At 66.3% G+C, this 21,531-nt stretch carries 21 protein-coding genes; 10 read left to right on the forward strand and 11 right to left on the reverse strand.

Going from position 1 to position 21,531, the window contains the following annotated elements:
• Positions 1 to 31 precede the first annotated feature (31 nt).
• The 4 genes from hflD to BCL79_RS01090 are packed head-to-tail and all read right to left on the reverse strand — an operon-like array spanning position 32 to position 2,706.
• Positions 32 to 646, reverse strand: coding sequence for a high frequency lysogenization protein HflD (gene hflD / locus BCL79_RS01075; RefSeq protein WP_121036771.1), 615 nt, complete (start codon positions 644 to 646; stop codon positions 32 to 34).
• The gene (gene mnmA / locus BCL79_RS01080) at positions 643 to 1,782 is read right to left on the reverse strand and encodes a tRNA 2-thiouridine(34) synthase MnmA (RefSeq protein WP_121036772.1); all 1,140 of its coding nucleotides are present in this window, start codon (positions 1,780 to 1,782) and stop codon (positions 643 to 645) included. Before mnmA ends, hflD begins: the two co-directional genes overlap by 4 nt.
• On the reverse strand, positions 1,779 to 2,240 hold the full coding sequence (locus BCL79_RS01085) for an NUDIX hydrolase (protein ID WP_121036773.1): 462 nt from the start codon (positions 2,238 to 2,240) through the stop codon (positions 1,779 to 1,781). Before BCL79_RS01085 ends, mnmA begins: the two co-directional genes overlap by 4 nt.
• A 1-nt stretch (position 2,241) precedes the next feature.
• The gene (locus BCL79_RS01090; RefSeq protein WP_121036774.1) at positions 2,242 to 2,706 is read right to left on the reverse strand and encodes a YbjN domain-containing protein; all 465 of its coding nucleotides are present in this window, start codon (positions 2,704 to 2,706) and stop codon (positions 2,242 to 2,244) included.
• Between the two features lie 94 nt (positions 2,707 to 2,800).
• Here BCL79_RS01090 and clpS point away from each other — a divergent pair, with 94 nt between their 5' ends.
• Together clpS and clpA are read left to right on the forward strand one after the other, a co-directional pair.
• Entirely contained in the window at positions 2,801 to 3,133 is a 333-nt protein-coding gene (gene clpS, locus BCL79_RS01095; protein WP_121036775.1) for an ATP-dependent Clp protease adapter ClpS, read from the forward strand.
• A gap of 374 nt (positions 3,134 to 3,507) precedes the next feature.
• Positions 3,508 to 5,787, forward strand: a complete 2,280-nt coding sequence (gene clpA / locus BCL79_RS01100) for an ATP-dependent Clp protease ATP-binding subunit ClpA (protein ID WP_121036776.1) — start codon at positions 3,508 to 3,510, stop codon at positions 5,785 to 5,787.
• A gap of 81 nt (positions 5,788 to 5,868) precedes the next feature.
• Here the strand turns inward: clpA and BCL79_RS01105 are convergent, their stop codons facing one another.
• The 4 genes from BCL79_RS01105 to BCL79_RS01120 all read right to left on the reverse strand — a co-directional run bounded on the left by BCL79_RS01105 (position 5,869) and on the right by BCL79_RS01120 (position 8,624).
• On the reverse strand, positions 5,869 to 6,231 hold the full coding sequence (locus tag BCL79_RS01105) for a hypothetical protein (RefSeq protein WP_121036777.1): 363 nt from the start codon (positions 6,229 to 6,231) through the stop codon (positions 5,869 to 5,871).
• 214 nt (positions 6,232 to 6,445) lie between these two features.
• The gene (gene infA, locus BCL79_RS01110) at positions 6,446 to 6,664 is read right to left on the reverse strand and encodes a translation initiation factor IF-1 (RefSeq protein WP_005409596.1); all 219 of its coding nucleotides are present in this window, start codon (positions 6,662 to 6,664) and stop codon (positions 6,446 to 6,448) included.
• Between the two features lie 86 nt (positions 6,665 to 6,750).
• The gene (gene aat, locus BCL79_RS01115) at positions 6,751 to 7,500 is read right to left on the reverse strand and encodes a leucyl/phenylalanyl-tRNA--protein transferase (protein WP_121036778.1); all 750 of its coding nucleotides are present in this window, start codon (positions 7,498 to 7,500) and stop codon (positions 6,751 to 6,753) included.
• Positions 7,497 to 8,624: a GNAT family N-acetyltransferase gene (locus BCL79_RS01120; RefSeq protein WP_121041044.1), complete on the reverse strand. Its 1,128-nt coding sequence runs from the start codon at positions 8,622 to 8,624 to the stop codon at positions 7,497 to 7,499. Before BCL79_RS01120 ends, aat begins: the two co-directional genes overlap by 4 nt.
• A gap of 417 nt (positions 8,625 to 9,041) precedes the next feature.
• Here BCL79_RS01120 and BCL79_RS20190 point away from each other — a divergent pair, with 417 nt between their 5' ends.
• Complete coding sequence (locus BCL79_RS20190; RefSeq protein ID WP_183073617.1) at positions 9,042 to 9,833, forward strand: N-acetylmuramoyl-L-alanine amidase; 792 nt, start codon at positions 9,042 to 9,044, stop codon at positions 9,831 to 9,833.
• 403 nt (positions 9,834 to 10,236) lie between these two features.
• Here BCL79_RS20190 and trxB read toward each other — a convergent pair whose 3' ends face one another.
• Positions 10,237 to 11,199, reverse strand: coding sequence for a thioredoxin-disulfide reductase (gene trxB, locus BCL79_RS01135; RefSeq protein ID WP_121036780.1), 963 nt, complete (start codon positions 11,197 to 11,199; stop codon positions 10,237 to 10,239).
• A 255-nt stretch (positions 11,200 to 11,454) separates the two neighbouring features.
• Between trxB and BCL79_RS01140 the strand changes: the two genes are divergently transcribed.
• The 6 genes from BCL79_RS01140 to BCL79_RS01165 all read left to right on the forward strand — a co-directional run bounded on the left by BCL79_RS01140 (position 11,455) and on the right by BCL79_RS01165 (position 18,764).
• On the forward strand, positions 11,455 to 13,812 hold the full coding sequence (locus BCL79_RS01140; RefSeq protein ID WP_121036781.1) for a DNA translocase FtsK: 2,358 nt from the start codon (positions 11,455 to 11,457) through the stop codon (positions 13,810 to 13,812).
• A 69-nt stretch (positions 13,813 to 13,881) separates the two neighbouring features.
• A complete protein-coding gene (locus BCL79_RS01145) occupies positions 13,882 to 15,855 on the forward strand; it encodes a DUF3857 domain-containing protein (RefSeq protein WP_121036782.1) in 1,974 nt (657 codons plus the stop codon).
• Between the two features lie 107 nt (positions 15,856 to 15,962).
• A complete protein-coding gene (gene lolA / locus BCL79_RS01150) occupies positions 15,963 to 16,601 on the forward strand; it encodes an outer membrane lipoprotein chaperone LolA (protein WP_121036783.1) in 639 nt (212 codons plus the stop codon).
• Between the two features lie 95 nt (positions 16,602 to 16,696).
• Positions 16,697 to 17,998 carry a replication-associated recombination protein A gene (locus BCL79_RS01155; RefSeq protein WP_259462066.1) on the forward strand — a complete coding sequence of 434 codons (1,302 nt, stop codon included), beginning with the start codon at positions 16,697 to 16,699 and terminating at the stop codon, positions 17,996 to 17,998.
• Positions 17,998 to 18,396 carry a fluoride efflux transporter CrcB gene (gene crcB / locus BCL79_RS01160; protein ID WP_121036785.1) on the forward strand — a complete coding sequence of 133 codons (399 nt, stop codon included), beginning with the start codon at positions 17,998 to 18,000 and terminating at the stop codon, positions 18,394 to 18,396. Before BCL79_RS01155 ends, crcB begins: the two co-directional genes overlap by 1 nt.
• 95 nt (positions 18,397 to 18,491) lie before the next feature.
• Entirely contained in the window at positions 18,492 to 18,764 is a 273-nt protein-coding gene (locus tag BCL79_RS01165) for a hypothetical protein (protein ID WP_019184750.1), read from the forward strand.
• Here the strand turns inward: BCL79_RS01165 and BCL79_RS01170 are convergent.
• The gene (locus BCL79_RS01170; RefSeq protein WP_121036786.1) at positions 18,757 to 19,650 is read right to left on the reverse strand and encodes a LysR substrate-binding domain-containing protein; all 894 of its coding nucleotides are present in this window, start codon (positions 19,648 to 19,650) and stop codon (positions 18,757 to 18,759) included. The genes BCL79_RS01165 and BCL79_RS01170 overlap by 8 nt on opposite strands.
• A 53-nt stretch (positions 19,651 to 19,703) precedes the next feature.
• Positions 19,704 to 20,723 (reverse strand): helix-turn-helix transcriptional regulator, encoded by a 1,020-nt coding sequence (locus tag BCL79_RS01175; RefSeq protein ID WP_226956560.1) that lies wholly within the window; start codon positions 20,721 to 20,723, stop codon positions 19,704 to 19,706.
• 96 nt (positions 20,724 to 20,819) lie between these two features.
• Here BCL79_RS01175 and BCL79_RS01180 point away from each other — a divergent pair, with 96 nt between their 5' ends.
• Positions 20,820 to 21,425, forward strand: a complete 606-nt coding sequence (locus tag BCL79_RS01180; RefSeq protein ID WP_121036788.1) for a glutathione S-transferase family protein — start codon at positions 20,820 to 20,822, stop codon at positions 21,423 to 21,425.
• The last annotated feature ends 106 nt before the right edge of the window (positions 21,426 to 21,531 follow it).

Consider the following 21,531-nt stretch of genomic DNA (forward strand, 5'->3'; position numbering starts at 1 on the left):
CCGATCCCGTCGGCGGCCCCTCCACGGCGGCTCAGCGGAGCTGGCGCGCGACCGCTTCGAGCATCGTTTTGCGGGAGAACAGGAAGTCCCAGTACTGGCCGCCGGTCTGGCGCCACAGCACCGCCGAGCGGACCGCCGCCAGCAGCAGGGCGCGGATCTCGGCGACCACGCCGGCCTGGCCGAGGTAGTGCGGATTGCCCTGGACCATCACGCGCGGCTTGAGGTTGCTGATGGTGTCTGCGTACAGGCCGCCCAGCGCGGCGAGCACATCCGGGTGGGCGCTGTCGCCGAGTTCGCTGGCCTGGGCCTGGGCGCGCTCGATGCCGGTGCTGACCTTGGCCACGATCTCGTGCTCGCGCACGAACCGCCGCTCCAGCTGCAGCACGGACAAGGCCAGGCGAGGCAGGTGCTCGTCCTGGCCCTGGCTGCTCAGGTAGTTGTGCAGCAGGCGCAGCCCGGGGGCGACATTGCTGGCACTGCCGTAGATCTCCTGCGGGCTGGCCGCGTCAATGCGGAACACGCTCTCCACCGCGGTGCGGACCACGGCGGCTTCGGAGTGGCCGGTTTCGGCGATGCGGCGGACCTGCTGCAGGGCCTGGGCGATGCCGGCCAGAGCAAGAACGCGGTCGTCGACGGAAAAACTCATGCAGCAGATACCTCGAAAGGAGAAGGGGTGGCGCGAAGGCGCTGTTCCAGGGGGGCATCGGTGGCGGCGATGACGGCGCCGCCGAGGCAGACCTCATCGTCATACAACACCAACGATTGACCGGGGGTGACGGCACGCTGCGGGCGGGCGAAGCGCACCTCCAGGGTGCCATCGTCGCGCACCGTGACGGTGCACGGCTCGTCGGGCTGACGGTAGCGGGTCTGGGCGGTGCACTCGAACCGGCGCGCGGGCGGGGCGCCGGCGATCCAGTGGGCGGCCTCGGAGTGCAGCCGGGTGGACTGCAGCCACGGGCTCTCGCGGTCCTGGTCCACGTAGAGCACGTTGCTGGCGACATCCTTGCCGACCACGTACCACGGCGCCGCCGGCCGGCCTCGCACGCCGCCGATGTTCAGGCCCTCGCGCTGGCCGAGCGTGAAATAGAACACGCCGGGATGTTCGGCGATCAGGGCGCCATCCGGATCGCGGATCTCGCCCGTTTTCGCCGGCAGATAGCGGCCGAGGAACTCGCGGAAGTCGCGTTCGCCGATGAAGCAGATCCCGGTGGAATCCTTCTTGGCGTGGGTCGGCAGGCGCGCGTCGCGGGCGATCCGGCGCAGGTCGTTCTTCTGCAGATCGCCGATCGGGAACAGCGTGGCGGCCAGCTGTTGCTGGCCCAGCTGGTGCAGGAAGTAGCTCTGATCCTTGCTGCGGTCGGCACCGCGCAGCAGTGCCCAGCGGCCGCCGGCCTGCGCGATGCGGGCGTAATGCCCGGTCGCGATGCGCTCGGCGCCGAGCTCACGCGCGGCATCGAGGAAATGCTTGAACTTCACTTCGCGGTTGCACAGCACGTCCGGATTGGGCGTGCGGCCGGCGGCGTACTCGGCCAGGAAGTGCTCGAACACCCCTTGCCAGTACTCGCTGGAGAAATCGCGGAAGTGGAACGGGATGCCGAGCAGGCCGCAGACGGCCACGGCATCGCGGCGGTCATCTTCGGCGCGGCAATCGCCGCTGCCGTCATCGGCCCAGTTCTGCATGAACAGCCCGGCCACGGGCTCGCCCTGCTGGACCAGCCGCCAGGCCGCGACGGAGGAGTCCACGCCGCCGGAGACGCCCACCATGATGCGCGGGGTGCTCATGCAGCCTCCTTGACGATGCAGAGCGGGTGGCGCTGGCCTGCCAGGTAATCGGCGACCACCTGCCAGACCAGCGAGCTGCGCAGGCGGCCGGGATCGGCCTTCAGCTCGGCCGGGGTCAGCCAGAGCGCGCGCAGGATGCCGTCGTCCAGCGGCCGGCCGGGATCGTGCGACACCGGTTCGGCCGCGTAGGCAAAGCGCAGGAACGGCGTGCCATCCGGGGCGGTCCACTGGTAGGTACCGATGAAGGCGCTCAGGCACACCGTCCAGCCGGTCTCTTCCAGCGTTTCGCGTACGGCGGCGGCCGCCAGCGATTCGTCAGGCTCCAGGTGCCCAGCGGGCTGGTTCAACACCTGGCGCCCGTCGATCGCCTCCTCGACCAGCAACAGACGCCCATCACGCACCACCACGGTGGCCACGGTGACATGGGGCGTCCAGCGCGGTTCCTGCACGGCATTCACCTCAGTATTCGTCCTGCTCGGTCAGTTCGAGCTCCATCGCATCGGCGGTGCGGACGGCCGCATCGATGGCGTCGCTGAGCTGTTCCGGGGTGGCGGTGGCATCGACCTTGACCACGAACATCGCCAGCTGGTCCTGCTTCACCCAGGCACCCATCTTGGCATCCTGCGAGTCTTCGAGCAGGCGGTTGGCGACGGCGGCGGGGAACTGCTTGCCCGGCGAATTGTAGGCCGGCGACCAGATCTCACGGATCTTGTGCTTGCCGAATTCCTCGACGGTGGAGCGCACGAAGGCCAGCTGGCTGCGGCCATCATCCATGTCGAAGACCATCTTGTAGTCGCCGTCTTCGTCCACCTCGTAGGTGTACTTCAGCGTGTCCAGGGCACGCCCGACCGCCTTGTCCGGCTCGGCCGCATGGGCGCCGGTGGCAGTCACGGCCAGCAGCAGTGCGGCAGCAATCCTTTTCATGAAATCCCTGTGAAGGTCTGGTTGGAGAGTGCAGATTGTGAAGGGCGGCAGGGGGCAACGTCCAATCCGGGGGCTGGAGCCCTATAATGTGGGGATGCCCCGCGAGACTTCCCACGAAACTCATCACGACCATGGCGTGCTGCTTGAGCCTGCACGCCCTGAGGTCGCGCCGCCGCCGATGTACCAGGTGATGCTGTTGAACGACGACTACACCCCGATGGATTTCGTGGTGACGGTCCTGCAGCATTTCTTCTCGATGGATCTGGACCAGGCCACCCAGGTGATGCTCCACGTGCATACCCGCGGCCGCGGCGTGTGCGGGGTGTTCACCCGCGAGGTCGCCGAATCCAAGGTGGCCCAGGTCAACGAGTTCTCGCGCATGAACCAGCATCCGCTGCTGTGCACGATGGAAAAGGCCAGCGGCTGACGTTCTGGCGGGCCTGCACTGCGTGTGCCCGCGATCCGCACTGTTCCACCCACAATGACATCCGGCCCGCAGCGGCCGGCGTGGCCCTGCGCCGGGCCTGCTGCCAAGCCCGTCCTGGCGGTCCGACCATGGCACGCGCGCCACGCCCATCTCCGCGCCACCGGCTGTCGCTGCACCCCCTTGGCTGGCCGTGACATCGCCATCACGGTGAAGCTGCCATTTCGTGGCCGGAAGTTCGTGCATGATGGAGGCTCGTCGAATGGACGGGCGCGATCAGGCAAGTGCTAACGCCGTCTGAACGCACTGATCCGCTAGGGTGATGGAAATCGTGAAGGTTGGCCGCATATTGTTCCTAACTGCCGCCGGAGTTAATCATGTTCAGTAAAGACCTCGAACACACCATCGGACAGTGCTACAAGCGCGCCCGTGAGGCCCGGCATGAATTCATGACGGTGGAACACCTGCTGCTGGCACTGCTCGACAACCCGTCCGCCCAGGCCGTCCTCAAGGCCTGCGGCGCGGATGCCGACCGCCTGCGCCAGGAACTGGAACAGGCCATCGAGGCTTCGGTCTCGCGCCTGGCCGAAGATGATGGGCGCGATACCCAGCCGACGCTGGGCTTCCAGCGCGTGCTGCAGCGCGCGGTGTACCACGTGCAGTCCTCGGGCAAGAAGGAAGTCACCGGCGCCAACGTACTGGTGGCGATCTTCGGCGAGAAGGACTCGCATGCCGTGTACTACCTCAACCAGCAGGACGTCACCCGGCTGGATATCGTCAATTACCTTTCCCACGGCATCGCCAAGCTGGGCGAGGAGGGCGAAGTGCCCCCTGCCGCCGATGGCGAGGGCCGTAGCGAGGGTGCTGAGGGCGAAGGCAAGGGCGATGCCCTGGCCGAGTTCGCCAGCAACCTCAACGAGCAGGCCCGCAACGGCAAGATCGACCCGCTGGTCGGCCGTGCCGATGAAATCGAGCGCACCATCCAAGTCCTGTGCCGGCGCCGCAAGAACAACCCGCTGTATGTGGGCGAGGCAGGCGTGGGCAAGACGGCGATCGCCGAAGGCCTGGCCAAGCGCATCGTGGAAGGCTCCGTGCCGGACGTGCTCGCCGATGCGGTGATCTATTCGCTGGACCTGGGCGCCCTGGTGGCCGGGACCAAGTACCGCGGTGATTTCGAGAAGCGCCTGAAGGGCGTGCTGACCGCGATGAAGAAGCTGCCCAACGCGGTGCTGTTCATCGATGAGATCCACACCATCATCGGCGCCGGGTCCGCCTCGGGCGGCACCATGGATGCCTCCAACCTGATCAAACCGGCCCTGGCCTCGGGCGAGCTGCGCTGCATCGGCTCGACCACCTTCCAGGAATACCGCGGGATCTTCGAGAAGGATCGGGCCCTGGCCCGCCGCTTCCAGAAGATCGACATCGTCGAGCCGACCGTGGGCGAAACCTACGAGATCCTGCAGGGCCTCAAGCCCAAGTACGAAGCGCACCACGGCGTGACCTACGCCGATGACGCGCTGCAGGCCGCGGTGGATCTGTCGGTCAAGCACATCAACGACCGCCTGCTGCCGGACAAGGCGATCGATGTGATCGACGAAGCCGGTGCCCGCCAGCGCCTGCTGCCGGACGGTGAGCGCAAGGAACTGATCGACATCGAGGAGATCGAGACCATCGTCGCCAAGATGGCCCGCATCCCGGCCAAGCAGGTCAGCGCGACCGACAAGGACGTGCTCCAGCATCTGGAGCGCAACCTGAAGATGGTGATCTTCGGCCAGGACCCGGCCATCGAGACGCTGTCCTCGGCGATCAAGCTGGCCCGCTCGGGCCTGGCCAATCCGGAAAAGCCGATCGGCAACTTCCTGTTCTCCGGCCCGACCGGCGTGGGCAAGACCGAGGTGACCAAGCAGCTCGCGCTGCAGCTGGGCATCGAGCTGGTCCGCTTCGACATGAGCGAGTACATGGAGTCGCACTCGATCAGCCGCCTGATCGGTGCTCCCCCGGGCTATGTCGGGTTCGACCAAGGGGGGCTGCTGACCGAGAAGATCGTCAAGACCCCGCATTGCGTGCTGCTGCTGGACGAGGTGGAAAAAGCCCACCCGGACATCTTCAACATCCTGCTGCAGGTCATGGACCGTGGCGTGCTGACCGACACCAATGGCCGTGAGGCGAACTTCAAGAACGTGGTGCTGGTGATGACCACCAATGCCGGCGCGGCCCAGGCCTCGCGGCGTTCGATCGGCTTCACCCGCCAGGACCATGCCACCGACGCGATGGAAGTCATCCGCAAGAGCTTCACGCCGGAGTTCCGCAACCGCCTGGATGCGATCGTGCAGTTCCAGGCGTTGGGCTTCGAGCACATCCTGCGCGTGGTGGACAAGTTCCTGATCGAGCTGGAAATGCTGCTGCAGGAAAAGCACGTCAGCCTGTCGGCCACCCCGACCGCGCGCGACTGGCTGGCCCACCATGGCTTCGACCCGCTGATGGGTGCCCGCCCGATGGCGCGCGTGATCCAGGACAAGATCAAGCGTCCGCTGGCCGACGAGCTGCTGTTCGGCAAGCTGGTCAACGGTGGCAAGGTCAGCATCGACGTCCGCGACGACCAGCTGTTTGTCGAGACCGAGGCCGAACCGGAGCGTCTGTTGCCGGCCACGGTGTAATCGGGCGGCAGGTGCTGTCGAGATGAATACAAAAGCCCCCGAAAGGGGGCTTTTGTTTACCGGGCGTGGGTGCGTGGCCGATCACTGGCGCGCGCGTGCCTTACGTGTGAATTCTTCGGCGGTGATCGGATCAACGGCTCTGATCGCGCAGCTCTGTGCATTGGTACGCAGGTTGCTGGCCCCTGCGCCGCAGAGTTGGCCCTCCCGGCCAGGCGTGACGAAGGCGAGTTTCGGCGACATCGCGGCGCTGCTGCAGGAGCGTTCGAAGCGCACCAGGTAGTGCTGGGCGCCATTGCGCAGCAGCACATCGCGGTCAGCCCTGTTGCGTACCAGCTGTTGATCGGCAGAGAGCGTGATGCAGTCGCCGGGGGCGGTGGGTTCGGCGGCCTGGGCCGACGCGGCGGCCAGACAGGTGATCAGGAGCAGGGGAGACAGGTACTTCATGGCGGGGCCATCGGGTCGTGATCCGGATTGGATCGACCGCCAGCGTGGCTGCTTGCAGGCCGGAGCGAATCTGCATCAAGGCATCCTGACCGACGTCAGGGTGCACTGGGTCAGGGTGCCGCTTGGCAGGGTAAGGCCGCTGCCGGCTGAATGCCGCCCACGCGAAAAGGCCAGCACCTGGCTGGCCTTCTGGCGGGAACAACCCCCGGACCGCTTATTTCATGCGGTAGGTGATGCGACCCTTGGTCAGGTCGTACGGGGTCATTTCGACCTTGACGCGGTCGCCCGTCAGGATGCGGATGTAGTTCTTGCGCATGCGGCCGGAGATGTGGGCGATGATTTCATGCCCATTTTCCAGTCGTACGCGGAAAGTGGTGTTCGGCAGCGTCTCGCTGACGGTGCCTTCGAACTCGATGGAGTCGTCTTTCGACATGTAGTCCTGTGCAGTTCTGTAACCGGCCGAGCTGGCCTGAAGAGCGGGCATTTTACGCGCGTCGGGCGTTTGATGCAAAGTTTTGGTTAAGGCCGGTCCGGATCAGCGATGTCGGCGGCGGCCAGCGTGCCGAACATATCCCCCCAATCGCCTGCGGCGGCTGGCTGTAGGGCCTGTTCACGGACCAGCGCGAGAAAGCGCTGCCGGGGCCAGTGCTCAGCGCCCATGCGCAGCAGATGGTCATTTTCGACCTGCGCATCGATCAGCGGCCACCCCCAGCTGGCCAGCCGATGGGCCAGCCCGGCCAGGGCGACCTTGGAGCCGCCCGATGCGGCACTGAACATGCTCTCCCCAAAGAACATCCGCCCGATAGCCACCCCGTAGATGCCACCGACCAAGGCATCGCCATCGAATACCTCCACCGAGTGCGCGAAGCCGAGCCGGTGCAGGTCGACATACGCATCGCGCATGTCACCCGTGATCCAGGTGCCGTCCTGGCCAGGGCGCGGGCTGGCCGCGCAGGCATCGATCACCTGCTCGAAACACGTATCGGCGCGCAGCGTCCAGGTGCTCTGGCGCAGGGAGCGACGAAAGCGGCTGGACAGGTGCACGCCGTCGGTGCGGAACACCATGCGCGGGTCCGGCGACCACCACAGCAGCGGCTGGCCTTCGGAGAACCACGGAAAGATGCCGCCGGCATAGGCATTGAGCAGCCGCACCGGCGAGAGGTCGCCGCCGAGGGCGAGCAGGCCGTCGGGATCGCGCAGGGCGGTCTCGGCGGGCGGGAAGGGGGCGTCCGGCGCGTCGTCCAGGCGCCAGGGAAGCCGGCGGGTCATGCCGGGTCGGCCTTGAACGGACTGTGCGACGCCAGCACACGTGCGTAGTGGGCGACCTCGGCGCGTTCCTGTGCGCACCACGCCATCAGTGCCTCGGCGAAGGCAGGCTCGGCTATCCAGTGCCGGCTGCGCACCCGGTGCGGCAGGAAGCCGCGCGCCAGCTTGTGCTCGCCTTGGGCGCCGGGCTCGAAGCGGGTCAGACCTTCGCGCAGGCAGTAGGCGATCCCTTGGTAATAGCAGGTCTCGAAATGCAGGCCGGGCAGGGTGGCACCGCCCCAGTAGCGCCCGTACAGGGTGTCCGCACCGCGCAGGCACAGCGCACCGGCGACCGGCTCGCCATCGAGCACGGCCAGGAAGATCACCAGCGCGCGCGGCATCGTGCGGGCGAGATGCTGCAGGAACGGGAGCGTGAGCGCGGGCGAGTTGCCGTACTCGGCGAAGGTCTGCAGGTAGAAGCCATGCATGGCGCGCAGGTCGGCCTCGGTCGCCTCATCGCCATGCACGATGCGATACGTGACACCGCTGCGCGCGAGCTTGGCGCGTTCCTGGCGGATGTTCTTGCGGTGCTTGTGGTCCATCGCGCCGAGGAAGTCGTCGAAGGTCTCCCAGCTTCCGGGGTTGTGCCACTGGAACTGGATGTCCTCGCGCAGCAGCCAGTCCGGGCTGAAGGCGGGGTCTTCGTCGGCGGGGTGGAAGTTGATGTGGGCAGAGGACCACCCCAGCCGTGCCACTTCGCCCGCCAGCATTGCCAGCAGCGCGCCACGATCCTCCGTGGTGCCGGCAAGTAAACGCGGGCCGGTCACCGGCGAATACGGCACCGCGCCCAGCCACTTGGGGAAGTAGTCCAGCCCGTGCTGGGCGTACGCGTGTGCCCAGGCGTGATCGAACACGAACTCGCCGTGGGAGTTGTCCTTGAGGTAGCCGGGGATCGCCGCGACCAGGGCGTCCCCGTCCCACAGGGTGAAGTGGCGCGGGCGCCAGCCCCACTCCGGGCGCAGGCAACCGTGTTCTTCCAGGCCGGCCAGGAAGGCATGCGACAGGAACGGGTTGCGGCCGTCGTGCAGGGCGTCCCAGGCAGCGGCGGGGACATCGGACAGGCGATGCAGGAAACGTGGATCGGGCATGGGCAGAGGATAGAGCAGGTTGACGAAAGGCGCGCTGAGAGAGGTGGTGCCGATGAAGCGGTCGAGCATCATCAATCCTGCGTCTGGGACCTCGCCGATGTTGCGACGACGCTCAAGGTCGGGCATTCACATGTCATCGCAAGCTGGCGGTGCGCTCATCAAGAGTGCATTCATGAGGGATTGGCGATGAAAAAGGATCGACTGCGTGGCAGGACGGCGGCCCTGTGCTTGCTTGTTGCAGTTTTGGGGCTGGCGATAGCGTCGCCTGTGGGCGCGTCCCCGCCCGGAATGGAGAGTGATCGGGAGCTTGATGCGATGTTGTCAGGACTCGCTCAGCGGTCTGTAGATGCCTTGGTGGTCCAGGGAAAGGCGCCTCCAGGGATTCAAATTGAGGCGAGGATGGACCTGGTAACGCGCATGATCATTGTCGATGTGGTGAGGGGGTATGTGCCTGCCAGCCCAGGTGCGGAGATGGAAGATTTTGAAGGCGGCATTACCAATGTTCTATTGGATCTTGCCCGGACGGTGTCGCCTGCATCGGGCACTCTGTTCCGCTACGGTGGGAAAGACCTTTACCAGCTCTTCCCTGCTGAGCAGCCAGTACCGCCAAAGTCGACCTTCCCGCGGGGCGCTCCCGATGCAGTGGCGGTTTCAGCGGGGCACGGAGTTTACTTTCACCATGGTTTCGGTGACTGGCGGTTTCAGCGTGACCCAAGCAACGGAATCATTGAGGACGAGGTGACTTCATCGTATGCGGCCGAGCTGAAGCGTTGGCTGGAGGCGAGGAGTAATGTCAGGGTCTATCGGCTCAGGTCTGATTCGCCGACCCTGCATGGCCCAAGCCTTCAGGAGTGGTGGAAATTGGCTGCGAGATACAGATTGCAACTGCTTTATCCAGGGAATCCGGAGCTATGGAACTCCCTGCCCGGGAGTACTGCGTCTCTACGAGAAAGGGATGAGGACATTCGTAGCCGCCCATTGTTGGCAAATCACATCGGTGCTGCGGCTGTTTTCCACCTTCACACCAATGCAGCGCAACCCTCTGCCACCGGCGCAAGGGTCTTCTACCATGAAGGCCGAGACGATGACGCGTCGTTGGCCAGAAATACGCTTTGTTACATGAAGGAGCTGGTTTCAACCCTAAGTCGATACAAGAACTACTATTTCCCGCAGGAGGGAGATCAGGGCGCCACGGCGAGAACCGCTTAGCTGCGATGCCATCCATCATTGTCGAGATGGGATTTCACACGAACCCCAATGATGCACTGGCGCTCCAAGATCCTTTGTTCCGGACGGCAGCCATGAAGGGTGTTGAAAAGGCGTACCGTCTGCACTCAGAGGGTAAGGGGTGTGAGCCTCTTTCGGTAGAGAGGATCACCGACGTGACGACTTCGTCGGGCTCGAGGGCAGAGGTGGAAGTCCATTTTAAGGGGTAACCGCAGTTTCCCGTGACGCTCGATGTCGAGCCGGCAGTCTGCCAGCCGGGATGGACGTGCTATGGGGGTCAGGTAGTGCTCCGCCAGCCCGCTCAATCGCCACTCCGGTTCCAAGTCGAATGTGGGGCGGGGAACGGAGGAAGTCGCCCGTTCCGCCGCTCCCACCGGGCGGCAGATCAGCTCGCCTGACCCTTCGCATCCAGATAACGCTCGGCATCCAGCGCGGCCATGCAGCCGAAGCCGGCCGAGGTGATCGCCTGGCGGTAGTGCTGGTCGGCCACGTCGCCGGCGGCGAACACGCCCTCCACCGACGTCTGGGTGGCGTTGCCGCCCAGGCCCGAGCGGATGTCCAGGTAGCCGTTGTTCATGGTCAGCTGGCCATCGAACAGGCTGGTGTTGGGGTGGTGGCCGATCGCCACGAAGAAGCCATGGGCCTCGATGTCACGGGTGCTGCCGTCCAGCGTGGACTTGACGCGCACACCGGTCACGCCGGCCTCGTTGCCCAGTACTTCGTCCACCTGGTGGTGCCACACGGTCTCGATCTTGCCGGCGGCGACCTTGGCGAACAGCTTGTCCTGCATGATCTTTTCCGCCTTGAGGGTGTCGCGGCGGTGGACCAGGTAGACCTTGCGGGCGATGTTGGACAGGTACAGGGCCTCTTCCACGGCGGTGTTGCCGCCGCCGACCACGACCACGTCCTGGTCACGGTAGAAGAAGCCATCGCAGGTGGCGCAGGCCGACACGCCGCGGCCCTTGAAGGCCTCTTCGCTGGGGATGCCCAGGTACTTGGCGGTGGCGCCGGTGGCGATGATCAGGGCATCGCAGGTGTACTCGGCGCTGTCACCGATCAGCTTGAACGGGCGCTGGGAGACATCGGCGGTGTGGATGTGATCGAAGATGACCTCGGTCTCGAAGCGCTCGGCGTGCGCCTGCATGCGCGTCATCAGGTCCGGGCCCATCAGGCCGTGCGCATCTCCAGGCCAGTTGTCCACCTCGGTGGTGGTCATCAGCTGGCCGCCCTGCTGCAGGCCGGTGATCACGACGGGCTTGAGGTTGGCGCGCGCGGCGTAGACGGCGGCGGTCCAGCCGGCCGGGCCGGAACCAAGGATCAACAGGCGGGAGTGCTTGGAGTTGCTCATGTAAGCTCGCAATAGAAGGTAGGGCGGGACGCTGGCAGGGTGATTGCGCGGCGTCCGAGCGAAGTCATAGAGTGGCGGCAGGGGCGGGGCGATTCAAGGCGCGCAGTGGAACGCGGCGACCCGCAAAGCACGACGCCCATCCCGGTGCCGGAGTGTTGACGCTGACCGTGCCGGCCAGCGGCCGGCACCTACCGGGGTGGGATCCAGTCGTTTATTATCAAGCACTAACAGTGCATTCCCAAGGTGTGGTCTAAGGTGGCGAAACAGGTCCCGGAACGAGCCAAGGCGTCCGACAGCAAGGCAGCGCCGCGCAAACCGGCTGGCGAGGACAATCCGCGCCGGCAGCGCCTGTGGCGCGACCTGGGGTTGATCGCGGTCGCCCCGGCATTGCTGTATCTGGTCGCCAGTCTGTTCACCTACTCGGCCACCGACCCCGGCTGGTCGCACACCGGCAGCGTGGTCGCGCCGGTCCACAACATGGGCGGTCGCGCCGGTGCCTGGATCGCCGACGTCCTGCTGCAGCTGTTCGGCTACATGGCCTTTGTGCTGCCGATCGTGCTGGGCGCACTGGCCTGGATCGCGATGTTCGGGCTCAAGCGCGAGGCCAAGGGTGAGCATGACCTGGATCCGGCGCTGCGCCTGGTCGGCCTGGTCGGCTTCCTGATCGCCGGCACCGGTTTCCTGCACCTGCGCCTGTTCGTGGCCGATGTGGCCCATGCCGGTGGCATCCTCGGCAAGCTGGTGGGCAGCTCGCTCAGCGTCGGTTTCGGCGCGTTGGGCGCCAACCTCTTCGTGCTGGTCCTGTTGCTGGCCTCGATCACGCTGGCCACGGGCATCTCCTGGTTCGTGGTGATGGAGAAGATCGGCAACTGGGTGCTGGCACTGCCGCCGCTGTTCAACAAGAAGAAAGAGCAGGCCACCGAGTGGCAGCAGACCCGCGCGATGCGCGAGGAACGCCAGGAAGTGCGCAAGGTCGACGCCGAGGTCCGCGCCAAGCGCGAGCCGGTCAAGATCGAGCCGCGCCCGGAGCCGGTGCTGGAGAAGAGTGATCGCGCCAAGCGCGAGACCCAGATTCCCATGTTCCGCGGGGTCAACGGCGATGGCTCGGATGTGCCGCCGCTGGCGCTGCTGGATGATCCCAAGCCGCAGCCCAAGGGCTACGACGAAGGGACGCTGGAGACGCTCTCGCGCCAGATCGAGTTCAAGCTCAAGGACTTCCGCATCGATGCACAGGTGGTCGGTGCCTATCCCGGCCCGGTCATCACCCGCTTCGAAATCGAGCCGGCCCCGGGCATCAAGGTCAGCCAGATCAGTTCGCTGGACAAGGACATCGCGCGCGGTCTGTCGGTGAAGTCGGTGCGCGTGGTCGATGTGATCCCGGGCAAGTCGGTGGTGGGTCTGGAAATCCCCAACGTCACCCGCGAGATGATCTATCTGTCCGAGCTGCTGCGCTCAAAGGAATACGACAAGTCCGCCAGCGTGCTGACGCTCGCGTTGGGCAAAGACATCGCCGGCCGGCCGACCGTGGCCGACCTGGCGCGCATGCCGCATCTGCTGGTGGCCGGCACCACCGGCTCGGGCAAGTCCGTGGCGGTCAACGCGATGGTGCTGAGCCTGTTGTACAAGGCCTCGCCGAAAGACCTGCGGATGCTGATGATCGACCCGAAGATGCTCGAACTGAGCGTCTACCAGGGCATCCCGCATCTGCTGGCGCCGGTGGTCACCGACATGAAGGAGGCCGCCAACGGCCTGCGCTGGTGCGTGGCCGAAATGGAGCGGCGCTACAAGCTGATGAGCGCCGTGGGCGTGCGCAACCTGGCCGGCTTCAACAAGAAGGTCAAGGATGCCCAGGACGCCGGGCAGCCGATGATGGACCCGCTGTTCAAGCCCAACCCGGAACTCGGCGAGGCCCCGCGCCCGCTGGAGACGCTGCCCTTCATCGTCATCTTCATCGACGAATTCGCCGACATGATGATGATCGTCGGCAAGAAGGTGGAAGAGCTGATCGCGCGCCTGGCGCAGAAGGCGCGTGCGGCCGGCATCCATCTGATCCTGGCCACCCAGCGCCCCTCGGTGGACGTGATCACCGGCTTGATCAAGGCCAACATCCCGACCCGTATCGGCTTCCAGGTCAGCTCGAAGATCGATTCGCGCACCATCCTCGATCAGTCCGGCGCGGAAACGCTGCTGGGCCACGGCGACATGCTGTATCTGCCGCCGGGCACCGCGTTGCCGGACCGCGTGCATGGTGCGTTCGTCTCCGATGAGGAGGTGCACCGCGTGGTCGAACATCTCAAGGCCAGCGGCCCGACCGACTACATCACCGGCGTGCTGGACGAAGTGCAGATGATGGGCGATGGCGTCGTGGTCGGCCCCGGTGGCCTGCCCGAGGCAGGCGGCGGTGGCGGCGATGAGTCCGATCCGCTGTACGACGAGGCCCTGCGCATCGTCACCGAAACACGTCGTGCCTCCATCTCCGGCGTGCAGCGTCGCCTGAAGATCGGCTACAACCGTGCCGCGCGCCTGATCGAAGCGATGGAGGCGGCTGGCGTGGTCAGCCCGCCCGAGCACAACGGCGACCGCAGCGTGCTGGCGCCGCCCCCGCCCAAGTAACGCCGGGCCCGGCCTGGCTGCGTAGAACCCGGGCGCGGCCCGGGTGTTGCCGAGCACAAGGAACCTGCAATGAAGCCGATGATCTGGACGATGCTGGGCGCCATGACGCTCGCGCCCGTAGTGGCGTGGGCCGATGCCCAGCCCGTGCCGGCACCCGTGACACCCGTTGCACCGCCCACCCCGGGCGGGCAGAGCGGCCCGGCCGCGGGCGCTGAAGCGCAGGCCAACAACAACTTCAGCTTCGTGCGCTATCGCGCCGACTACGTGGTGCGCCCGGATGCGGGCAATACGCAGACCGAAGCGTACGAGATCCTGCTCAAGACCACATCGGCGGTCGAGCAGTTCAGCCAGGTGCGGCTGAGCTACAGCGAGAAGATGGAAACGCTGGAGGTGCTGCAGGCCTACACCCTCACCGCCGATGGTCAGCGTCGGGACGTGCCGGCCGACCGCATCTACACGCAGGAAAGCTATTCCAGCGCGGCTGCGGCGATGTACGCCGACCGCAAGGTGCGCGTGGTGGTGTTCCCGAATCTGGCGCCCGGTACGCGCGTGGTCTACCAGACCCGGCGCACCCAGAACACGCCGTACTTCCCGGGCTACTTCGGCCTGTGGGAAACCTTCAGCGTGTTCACCCAGTACGACGATGCCCGCGTGACCCTGAGTGCGCCTGCCGATCTGCCCATGCAGGTGGAGCAGCGGGGCGTGCAGGGCAGCCAGGCGCCGCGTGTGCGCAATGGCATGGCACGCTGGGAATGGACGTACCGGCGCACGGATCCGCTGAAGGCGCAGAACTGGTCCGCCGCCGCGTGGGAGTACAGCCCCACCATCATGGCCAGTACGTACCGTGACTGGTCGCAGGTGGCGCAGGCCTACCAGCTCAAGGGTGGCGAGGCCGCCGCTGTCACGCCGCAGATCCAGGCGCTGGCCGACGAGCTCACCCGTGGCATCACCGACCGTCGCGAGCAGGCCGCCGTGCTGTACCGCTGGGTGGCGCAGAACATCCGCTACGTGGCGGTGTACCTCGGCAACGGCGGGCTGGAACCCAACCCGGCGCAGAGCATCCTCGACAACCACTACGGCGACTGCAAAGACCATGTCGTGATCCTGGAGGCGTTGTTGGCTGCGCGTGGCATCCAGAGCACGCCGGTGCTGATCGGTGCCGGCGGTGGGCCGACGTTGCCGGCGATTCCGCTGCTGGGCCGTTTCGACCACGCCATCACCTACATCCCCGAGTTCGACCTGTACCTGGACTCGACCGCGCCTTATGCGCGTGTTGGCCAGTTGCCCGAGGGCGATCTTGGCGCGCCGGTGCTGCACACCCGTCAGGCCGTGGTGGCGCGCACCCCCGCCAACGATGCCTCGCGCAACGGCACCGGGATCGAGGCGGCGTTCCGGTTCGATCCGGCGGGCAATCTGTCTGGCCAGACCGTGCTGCATCCCAGCGGCGTGACCGAAATTGGCATGCGCGGTGCTTTCGCACGGCTCAACGCGCAGAACCGGGCGCGTGCCGAAGAATCGATGATGGCCGCCTCCGGCTTCGACGGCAGTGGCGCACTGACACTGCTGGGTGACCCGCAGGACCTGACCCGGCCGTTCAACTTCCGCTATGACTTCCTGGCCAGCGACTATGTCGATTTTGGCGTGGTCGGCGGGATGGTGCTGCCTGACGCACCGGGCAGCCAATCGTTTCGTGATCTGTATGCCAGCACGTCGGCGCCGGAAAACGCCACGCCGTTCTATTGCAACGACAGTCTGCGCGATGAGCGCTACCAGCTGACGTTCCCGGCGAACGTGCCGATCGTAGCGATCCCGCGCAGCCAGCACTTCGCCAATGCGGCGGGTGAGTATCTGGTGGACTGGACGCGCGAGGGGCAGGTGATCACCGCGCACCATCGGCTGCACCAGCGGGCCGTGCGCGGGGCGGATGCGCTGTGCCAACCGCAGGATTACGCCGCCTTCCGCGAGCTGTACCAGCAGGTGCGGCGCGGGTTCCGCGGGCAGTTGGTGTATGGGGATCTGAAGACGGTGCAGGCCGGCCCATGAGGGCCCTCGAAGTGCCCCGTTTCCAGCGCATAATGTGTCCCTGATCGCCCATTCAGCATTGAATGGGCACACTGCCTTCCATCCTTCCCATTCGCCTGGATACCCGCATGCACACCACTTTCCGCCGCTCCCTGCTTGCTGCCACCCTGGTCGTCGCCAGTGTCGGTTCGGCGTCGGCCTGGGCCGGCGCCCGTGATGAGCTCAATCGCTTCACCCAGGGCCTGAAGGGCCTGGACGGGCAGTTCAGCCAGCAGGTGTTCGACAGCAAGGGCAAGGTCAAGGAGAACACCAGCGGCCGCGTTGCACTGTCCGCGCCGCGCCTGTTCCGTTGGGAGTACATCAAGCCGCACGAGCAGCTGATCGTGGCCGATGGCAAGAAGGTCTGGGTCTACGAGCCGGACCTGGAGCAGGCCAGCGTGCGCCCGCAGGGGCAGGAGGAGCAGAACAGCCCGCTGACCGCGCTGATCAATCCGGCCCTGCTGGACAAGCAATACGACGTCAGCGAAGAGGCCGCCGTGCGCGATGGCCTGCAGTGGCTGTCGCTGAGCCCGAAGCGTGAGACCGACACTGCCTTCCAGTACGCCGCGCTGGGCTTCAATGGCCAGGGCCTGGCCCGCATGGAAGTAGTAGATGCGGTTGGCCAGCGCACGGTGATCAGCTTCACCGGGTGGAAGCGCAACCCGAGCTTCGCCTCGGGCACCTTCAGCTTTACCCCGGCCAAGGGTGTGGACGTCATCGGCGAGTAAAGGCCGCGGGCGTTCGGCCGCGATAGAATAGACACGTGGCCAGAAACCGAACGACTTTCAACGGGCCCGATCTGCTGACCGTGGATCGGGACAACATGCGCCCGCTTGCCGAGCGGATGCGCCCGCAGACGCTGGATGAGATGGTGGGCCAGAAGCGCCTGCTCGCACCGGGCAGTGCGCTGCGCCGGGCGGTCGAATCCGGCCATGTGCACTCGATGATCCTGTGGGGTCCGCCGGGCTGCGGCAAGACCACCCTGGCGCTGCTGCTGGCGCATTACGCCGATGCCGAGTTCCGTGCGATCTCCGCCGTGCTGTCCGGCCTGCCGGAGGTGCGCCAGGTGCTGGCCGAGGCCGCGCAGCGCTTCGCCGAGGGGCGCCGCACGGTGCTGTTCGTGGACGAGGTGCACCGCTTCAACAAGGCCCAGCAGGATGCGTTCCTGCCGCATATCGAACGCGGCACCATCGTGTTCGTGGGCGCCACTACCGAAAACCCCTCGTTCGAACTGAACTCGGCGCTGCTGTCGCGCTGCCGCGTGCACGTGCTGGAGTCGGTTTCTCCAGCGGACATCGTGGAGGCGCTGGAGCGTGCGCTGCAGGACGCCGAGCGTGGCCTGGGCGCGGAGCAGCTGCAGGTCGCGCCGGAGGCGTTGCTGGAGATCGCGACCGCCGCCGATGGCGATGTGCGCCGGGCCTTGACCCTGCTGGAGATCGCGGCCGAGCTGGCCAGTGGCGACGGCGGGCGGATCAGCCCGGAGATGCTGGTGCAGGTGCTGGCCGATCGCACCCGTCGCTTCGACAAGGGCGGCGAGCAGTTCTACGACCAGATCTCGGCGCTGCACAAATCCGTGCGCAGCTCCAACCCGGATGCCGCGCTGTACTGGCTGACGCGCATGCTCGATGGTGGCTGTGATCCGTCGTACCTGGCACGTCGCCTGACCCGGATGGCGATCGAGGATATCGGGTTGGCCGATCCACGCGCGCAGTCGATGGCGCTGGAGGCCTGGGACATCTACGAGCGCCTGGGCAGCCCGGAGGGCGAGCTCGCCTTCGCGCAGCTGGTGCTGTATCTGGCCAGTACCGCCAAATCGAACGCCGGCTATGCCGCCTTCAACAAGGCCAAGCAGGAAGTGCGCGAGACTGGCACGCAGGAGGTGCCGCTGCACCTGCGCAACGCGCCGACCAAGCTGATGAAGGAGCTGGGCTACGGCAAGACCTATCAATACGATCACGACGCGGACGGTGGGATTGCGCTGGATCAGACCGGCTTCCCCGATGCGATGGGCGAGCGCGTGTATTACGAACCGGTGCCGCGCGGGTTGGAGATCAAGCTGAAAGAGAAGCTGGATCGCCTGCGTGCCGCACGTGCGCAGGCGCGGGCCGAGAAAGGCACTGACTGATGGAAGGCCTGGGCGTCTGGTGGCAGCAGCTCGGGCTGGTGATGGCTGGTGGCGCACTGGGCGCGGCGCTGCGTTTCATGATCGGCGATGCGATGCTGCGCCAGTTCGGCACTGGCTTCCCGTGGGGCACGCTGACGGTGAACCTGGTCGGCGCCTTCGCGGCGGGTTACGTGATGATCTGGCTGCAGAGTCGTGGCACGGCGGCAGTGTACTGGCGCGCCTTTCTGATCGTGGGGATCGTGGGCGGGTTGACCACGTTCTCCTCGATGATGCTCGAGTCGCTGGTGTTCACCCGTACCGATCGCAGCCTGATGGTGCCGCTGTACCTCGGGGTGAGCCTCGTCGGCGGGATGCTGCTGGTGTGGGCGGGCGCGCGCGTGGCAGAGGCGTGGCGCTGACGCGTGCGTCGCAAATGCAGAAATCCACGGAAAATGCTGGATTAAAGTGATGTCTCACGATATCGTGCGCGCCCCCGTTTGCATCCTCGTCCGTCATGCGCGATGAACAAGACCCCGGAACACTGGAACTGACGCTGCCGCGCAAGCGCGGCCGTCCGCCCACGTTCGGCTACGCGATGACCGATGCGCAGCGAGCGGCCCGTTACCGTGCGCGTCGCGCCGGCCAGGCCGGGCATGCCGATGTGCGCAACTGCAGCGACATGGTGCTGTTGGACAAGATCCGCGCCTCGATCACCAGCAAGGACCCGGAACTGACCGGCTTCCTTGTGCACGTGCTCTGGCAGCGCTACCCGCTGCAGCTCAAGTAAGCGTGCCCGCCCGTTCCTGATCGAGCAGCCCCGCCAGGCGCAGTGCCAGCGTCTTGACCAGCGGGTCGGCCGTGGTGCGGTGGAGCAGGGCGATTTCGAACGTATCGATCGGCGGCAGGCCCTGTTCGGCGCCCAGGACGGTGTGCTCTCGACTCAAGGCGCGCGCCGGCAGCAGGCTGATACCCATGCCATCGGCGACCGCGCCCTGGATGCCGCTCAGGCTGGAACTGGTGAAGCTGATCCGCCAGCGGCGGCCGAGTGCTTCGATGGCATCGATGATGTCGTCGCGGTACAGCCCGCGCGGCGGAAAGGTGACCAGCGGCACCGGGTCCAGGCCGATGCAGCCATTGCGGGCACTGTCGATCCAGACCATGGTCTCCGGCCAGCAGGCCACGGCGGCGCGGCTGTTGCGGCGCTGCTTGACCAGGATCAGATCGAGTTCGCCGTGATCGTAGCCATTGGCCAGGTCGCGGCTGAGGCCGCTGGTCACTTCGAGCTTCACCTGGGGGTGCTCGCGGTTGAAGGCGCCGAGCAGCTGGGTGGTCGCGGCGCTGACGAAGTCCTCCGGCACGCCCAGCCGCACAGTGACGGCGACCGTGGTGCCGGCCAGCGCTTCCAGCAGCTGATCGTTGAGCGCCAGCAGTTGGCGTGCATGACCGAGCACGAGCTGCCCGGCATCGGTGGGGTGCACGTCGCGGTTGCCGCGCACCAGCAGCGGATGGCCGGCCATCTCTTCCAGCCGGCGGATCTTCTGGCTGATGGTGGACTGGGTGGAGTGCAGGCGCGCTGCCGCGGTGGTGAAGCTGGCGCAATCGGCCACCATCACCATGGCGCGCAGCAGGTCCAGATCGAACAGGGTGCGATTCGGTTTTTCACTTGCGGTCATGCCGTCATTGTGAATCGCAATGGCTGTCGGCGCCAACACCGACGCGCATGCGGTCAGGTGCTGTTGGTGCCTGCCGAGGCCTCCGACGGTTCGCTACGGGCCAGGCTGCGGCTGATCCGCTCACCTGCCTCGCGCATGGCCTGGTGCAGTGCAGGGGGTCCCAGTACCTCGAAATCCAGACCCAGTGCCAACAACCAATACACCACCGTGCCCAAGGGGTTGGCGGCGCAGCGCAGCAGGCAGCGCCGGTCATCGACCGCCTCAAGTTCTCCGGCTGATGCCGGGATCTGCTGGCGCATCACCGACAGCGGTGCGTGCAGGATGATCCGCGCCAGGTCGTGGTGCTGGCCCAGCGAGAGCGCGCGGGCGACCCACTGGCGCAGATCGCCCTCGCCGGGCCCTGCGCGCGGCGCGAAGTGCGCACCCACCACCGGTGCGCTGGCGATCCGATCGATGCGGAAGGTGCGCCAGTCGTTGCGCCCGGTGTCCCAGGCGACCAGATACCAGCGGCGATCGGCATGCACCACGCCCTGTGGCTCGACCTGGCGTGTGCTGGAGACGCCCTCACGGTCGGTGTAGTCGAAACGGAGTTGTACCTGGTCGCGGCAGGCACAGGCCAGGGTGGTCAGCCGCCCGGCATTCACCTGCGGGCCGATCGGGTTGGCGGGCAGGAGCGCCGAGCGCAGTGCGGCCAACCGGGGCCGCAGTCGCGGTGGCATGGCCTGTTCAATCTTCACCAGCGCCGTGATCGCGGTCTGCTCGATGCCGCTGATGGTGCCGGTCACGGCGGTACGCAGCGCAACCGCCGCCGCCAGCGCTTCCTCGTCATCCAACAACAGCGGCGGCAATGCACGCCCCGGGCGGAACGCATAGCCGCCGGCGACGCCGGTGCTGGCGTGGATGGGGTAGCCGAGCTGGCGCAGGCGATCAATGTCACGCCGCAGCGTGCGCGGATGGATGGCCATGCGCTCGGCCAGCTCGCCGCCGGCCCAGTGCGGGCGGGATTGCAGCAGCGAAAGCAGGCTCAGCAGGCGGGCGGAGGCGGTCAGCATGCGCGGCAGCGTAGCAGTCATTGCGGGCCGATTCTGTCCGCAATGCTGCCTAGTCTTGAGCGCACGGTGCAGCACCGGTTCCGCCGCACCTTTCCACCCCTCTCAAGGAGTTCTTCGATGTCCCTCGTTTTCTATTGGCACCCCATGTCCAGCGCCACCCCGGTCGCGTGCGCCCTGGCCGAGCTGTCCGTCCCGCACGATCGGGTCAAGATCGACATCCGCAACGGCGAACAGCGCACGCCGGCGTATCTGGCGATCAATCCGAACGGCAAGGTCCCGTGCCTGGTGGTGGACGGCACGCCCCTGTTTGAAGGTCTGGCGATCCACCTGTGGTTGGGCGAGCAGTACGGGGTGGGCCAGGGCCTGTGGCCGGTGGTGGGGACCCCGGCTCGACTGGAGGCGATGTCCTGGTGCACGTGGGCGTACGTGACCTACGCAGCAGTGCTCGGGCGGGTATGGCTGGCGACCGTGGACGATGCGCTGCGCAGCGTGGAGCATGCTGCGGCGGGCATCCGTGCCGCCAACGAACTGCTGGATCTGCTGGAGGCGCGCCTGTCGCAGCAGTCGTGGATGCTTGGTGAGGCGTACTCGTTGGTGGATCTGGTGGTAGGCCAGGTGGTGGGCTACGGCACCCATCTGGGAGCGGTGGTGGATGCGCATCCGGCGGTGGCCGGCTGGCTGCAGCGGGTGCAGGCCCGCCCGGCGATGCAGGGCGAGAATTGACGCAGCCGGATCCGGCAGCGCGCAGCATCGCAATCATGCATGTGCTTCATTCTGAAATTTAACTGGTGAATGTGCCGGGCCTGACCGTAAGGTGGCCCGGTTCTCT

The sequence above is a fragment of the Stenotrophomonas rhizophila genome, assembly GCF_003651185.1.
GTDB classification, from domain to species: Bacteria; Pseudomonadota; Gammaproteobacteria; order Xanthomonadales; family Xanthomonadaceae; genus Stenotrophomonas; species Stenotrophomonas maltophilia_Z.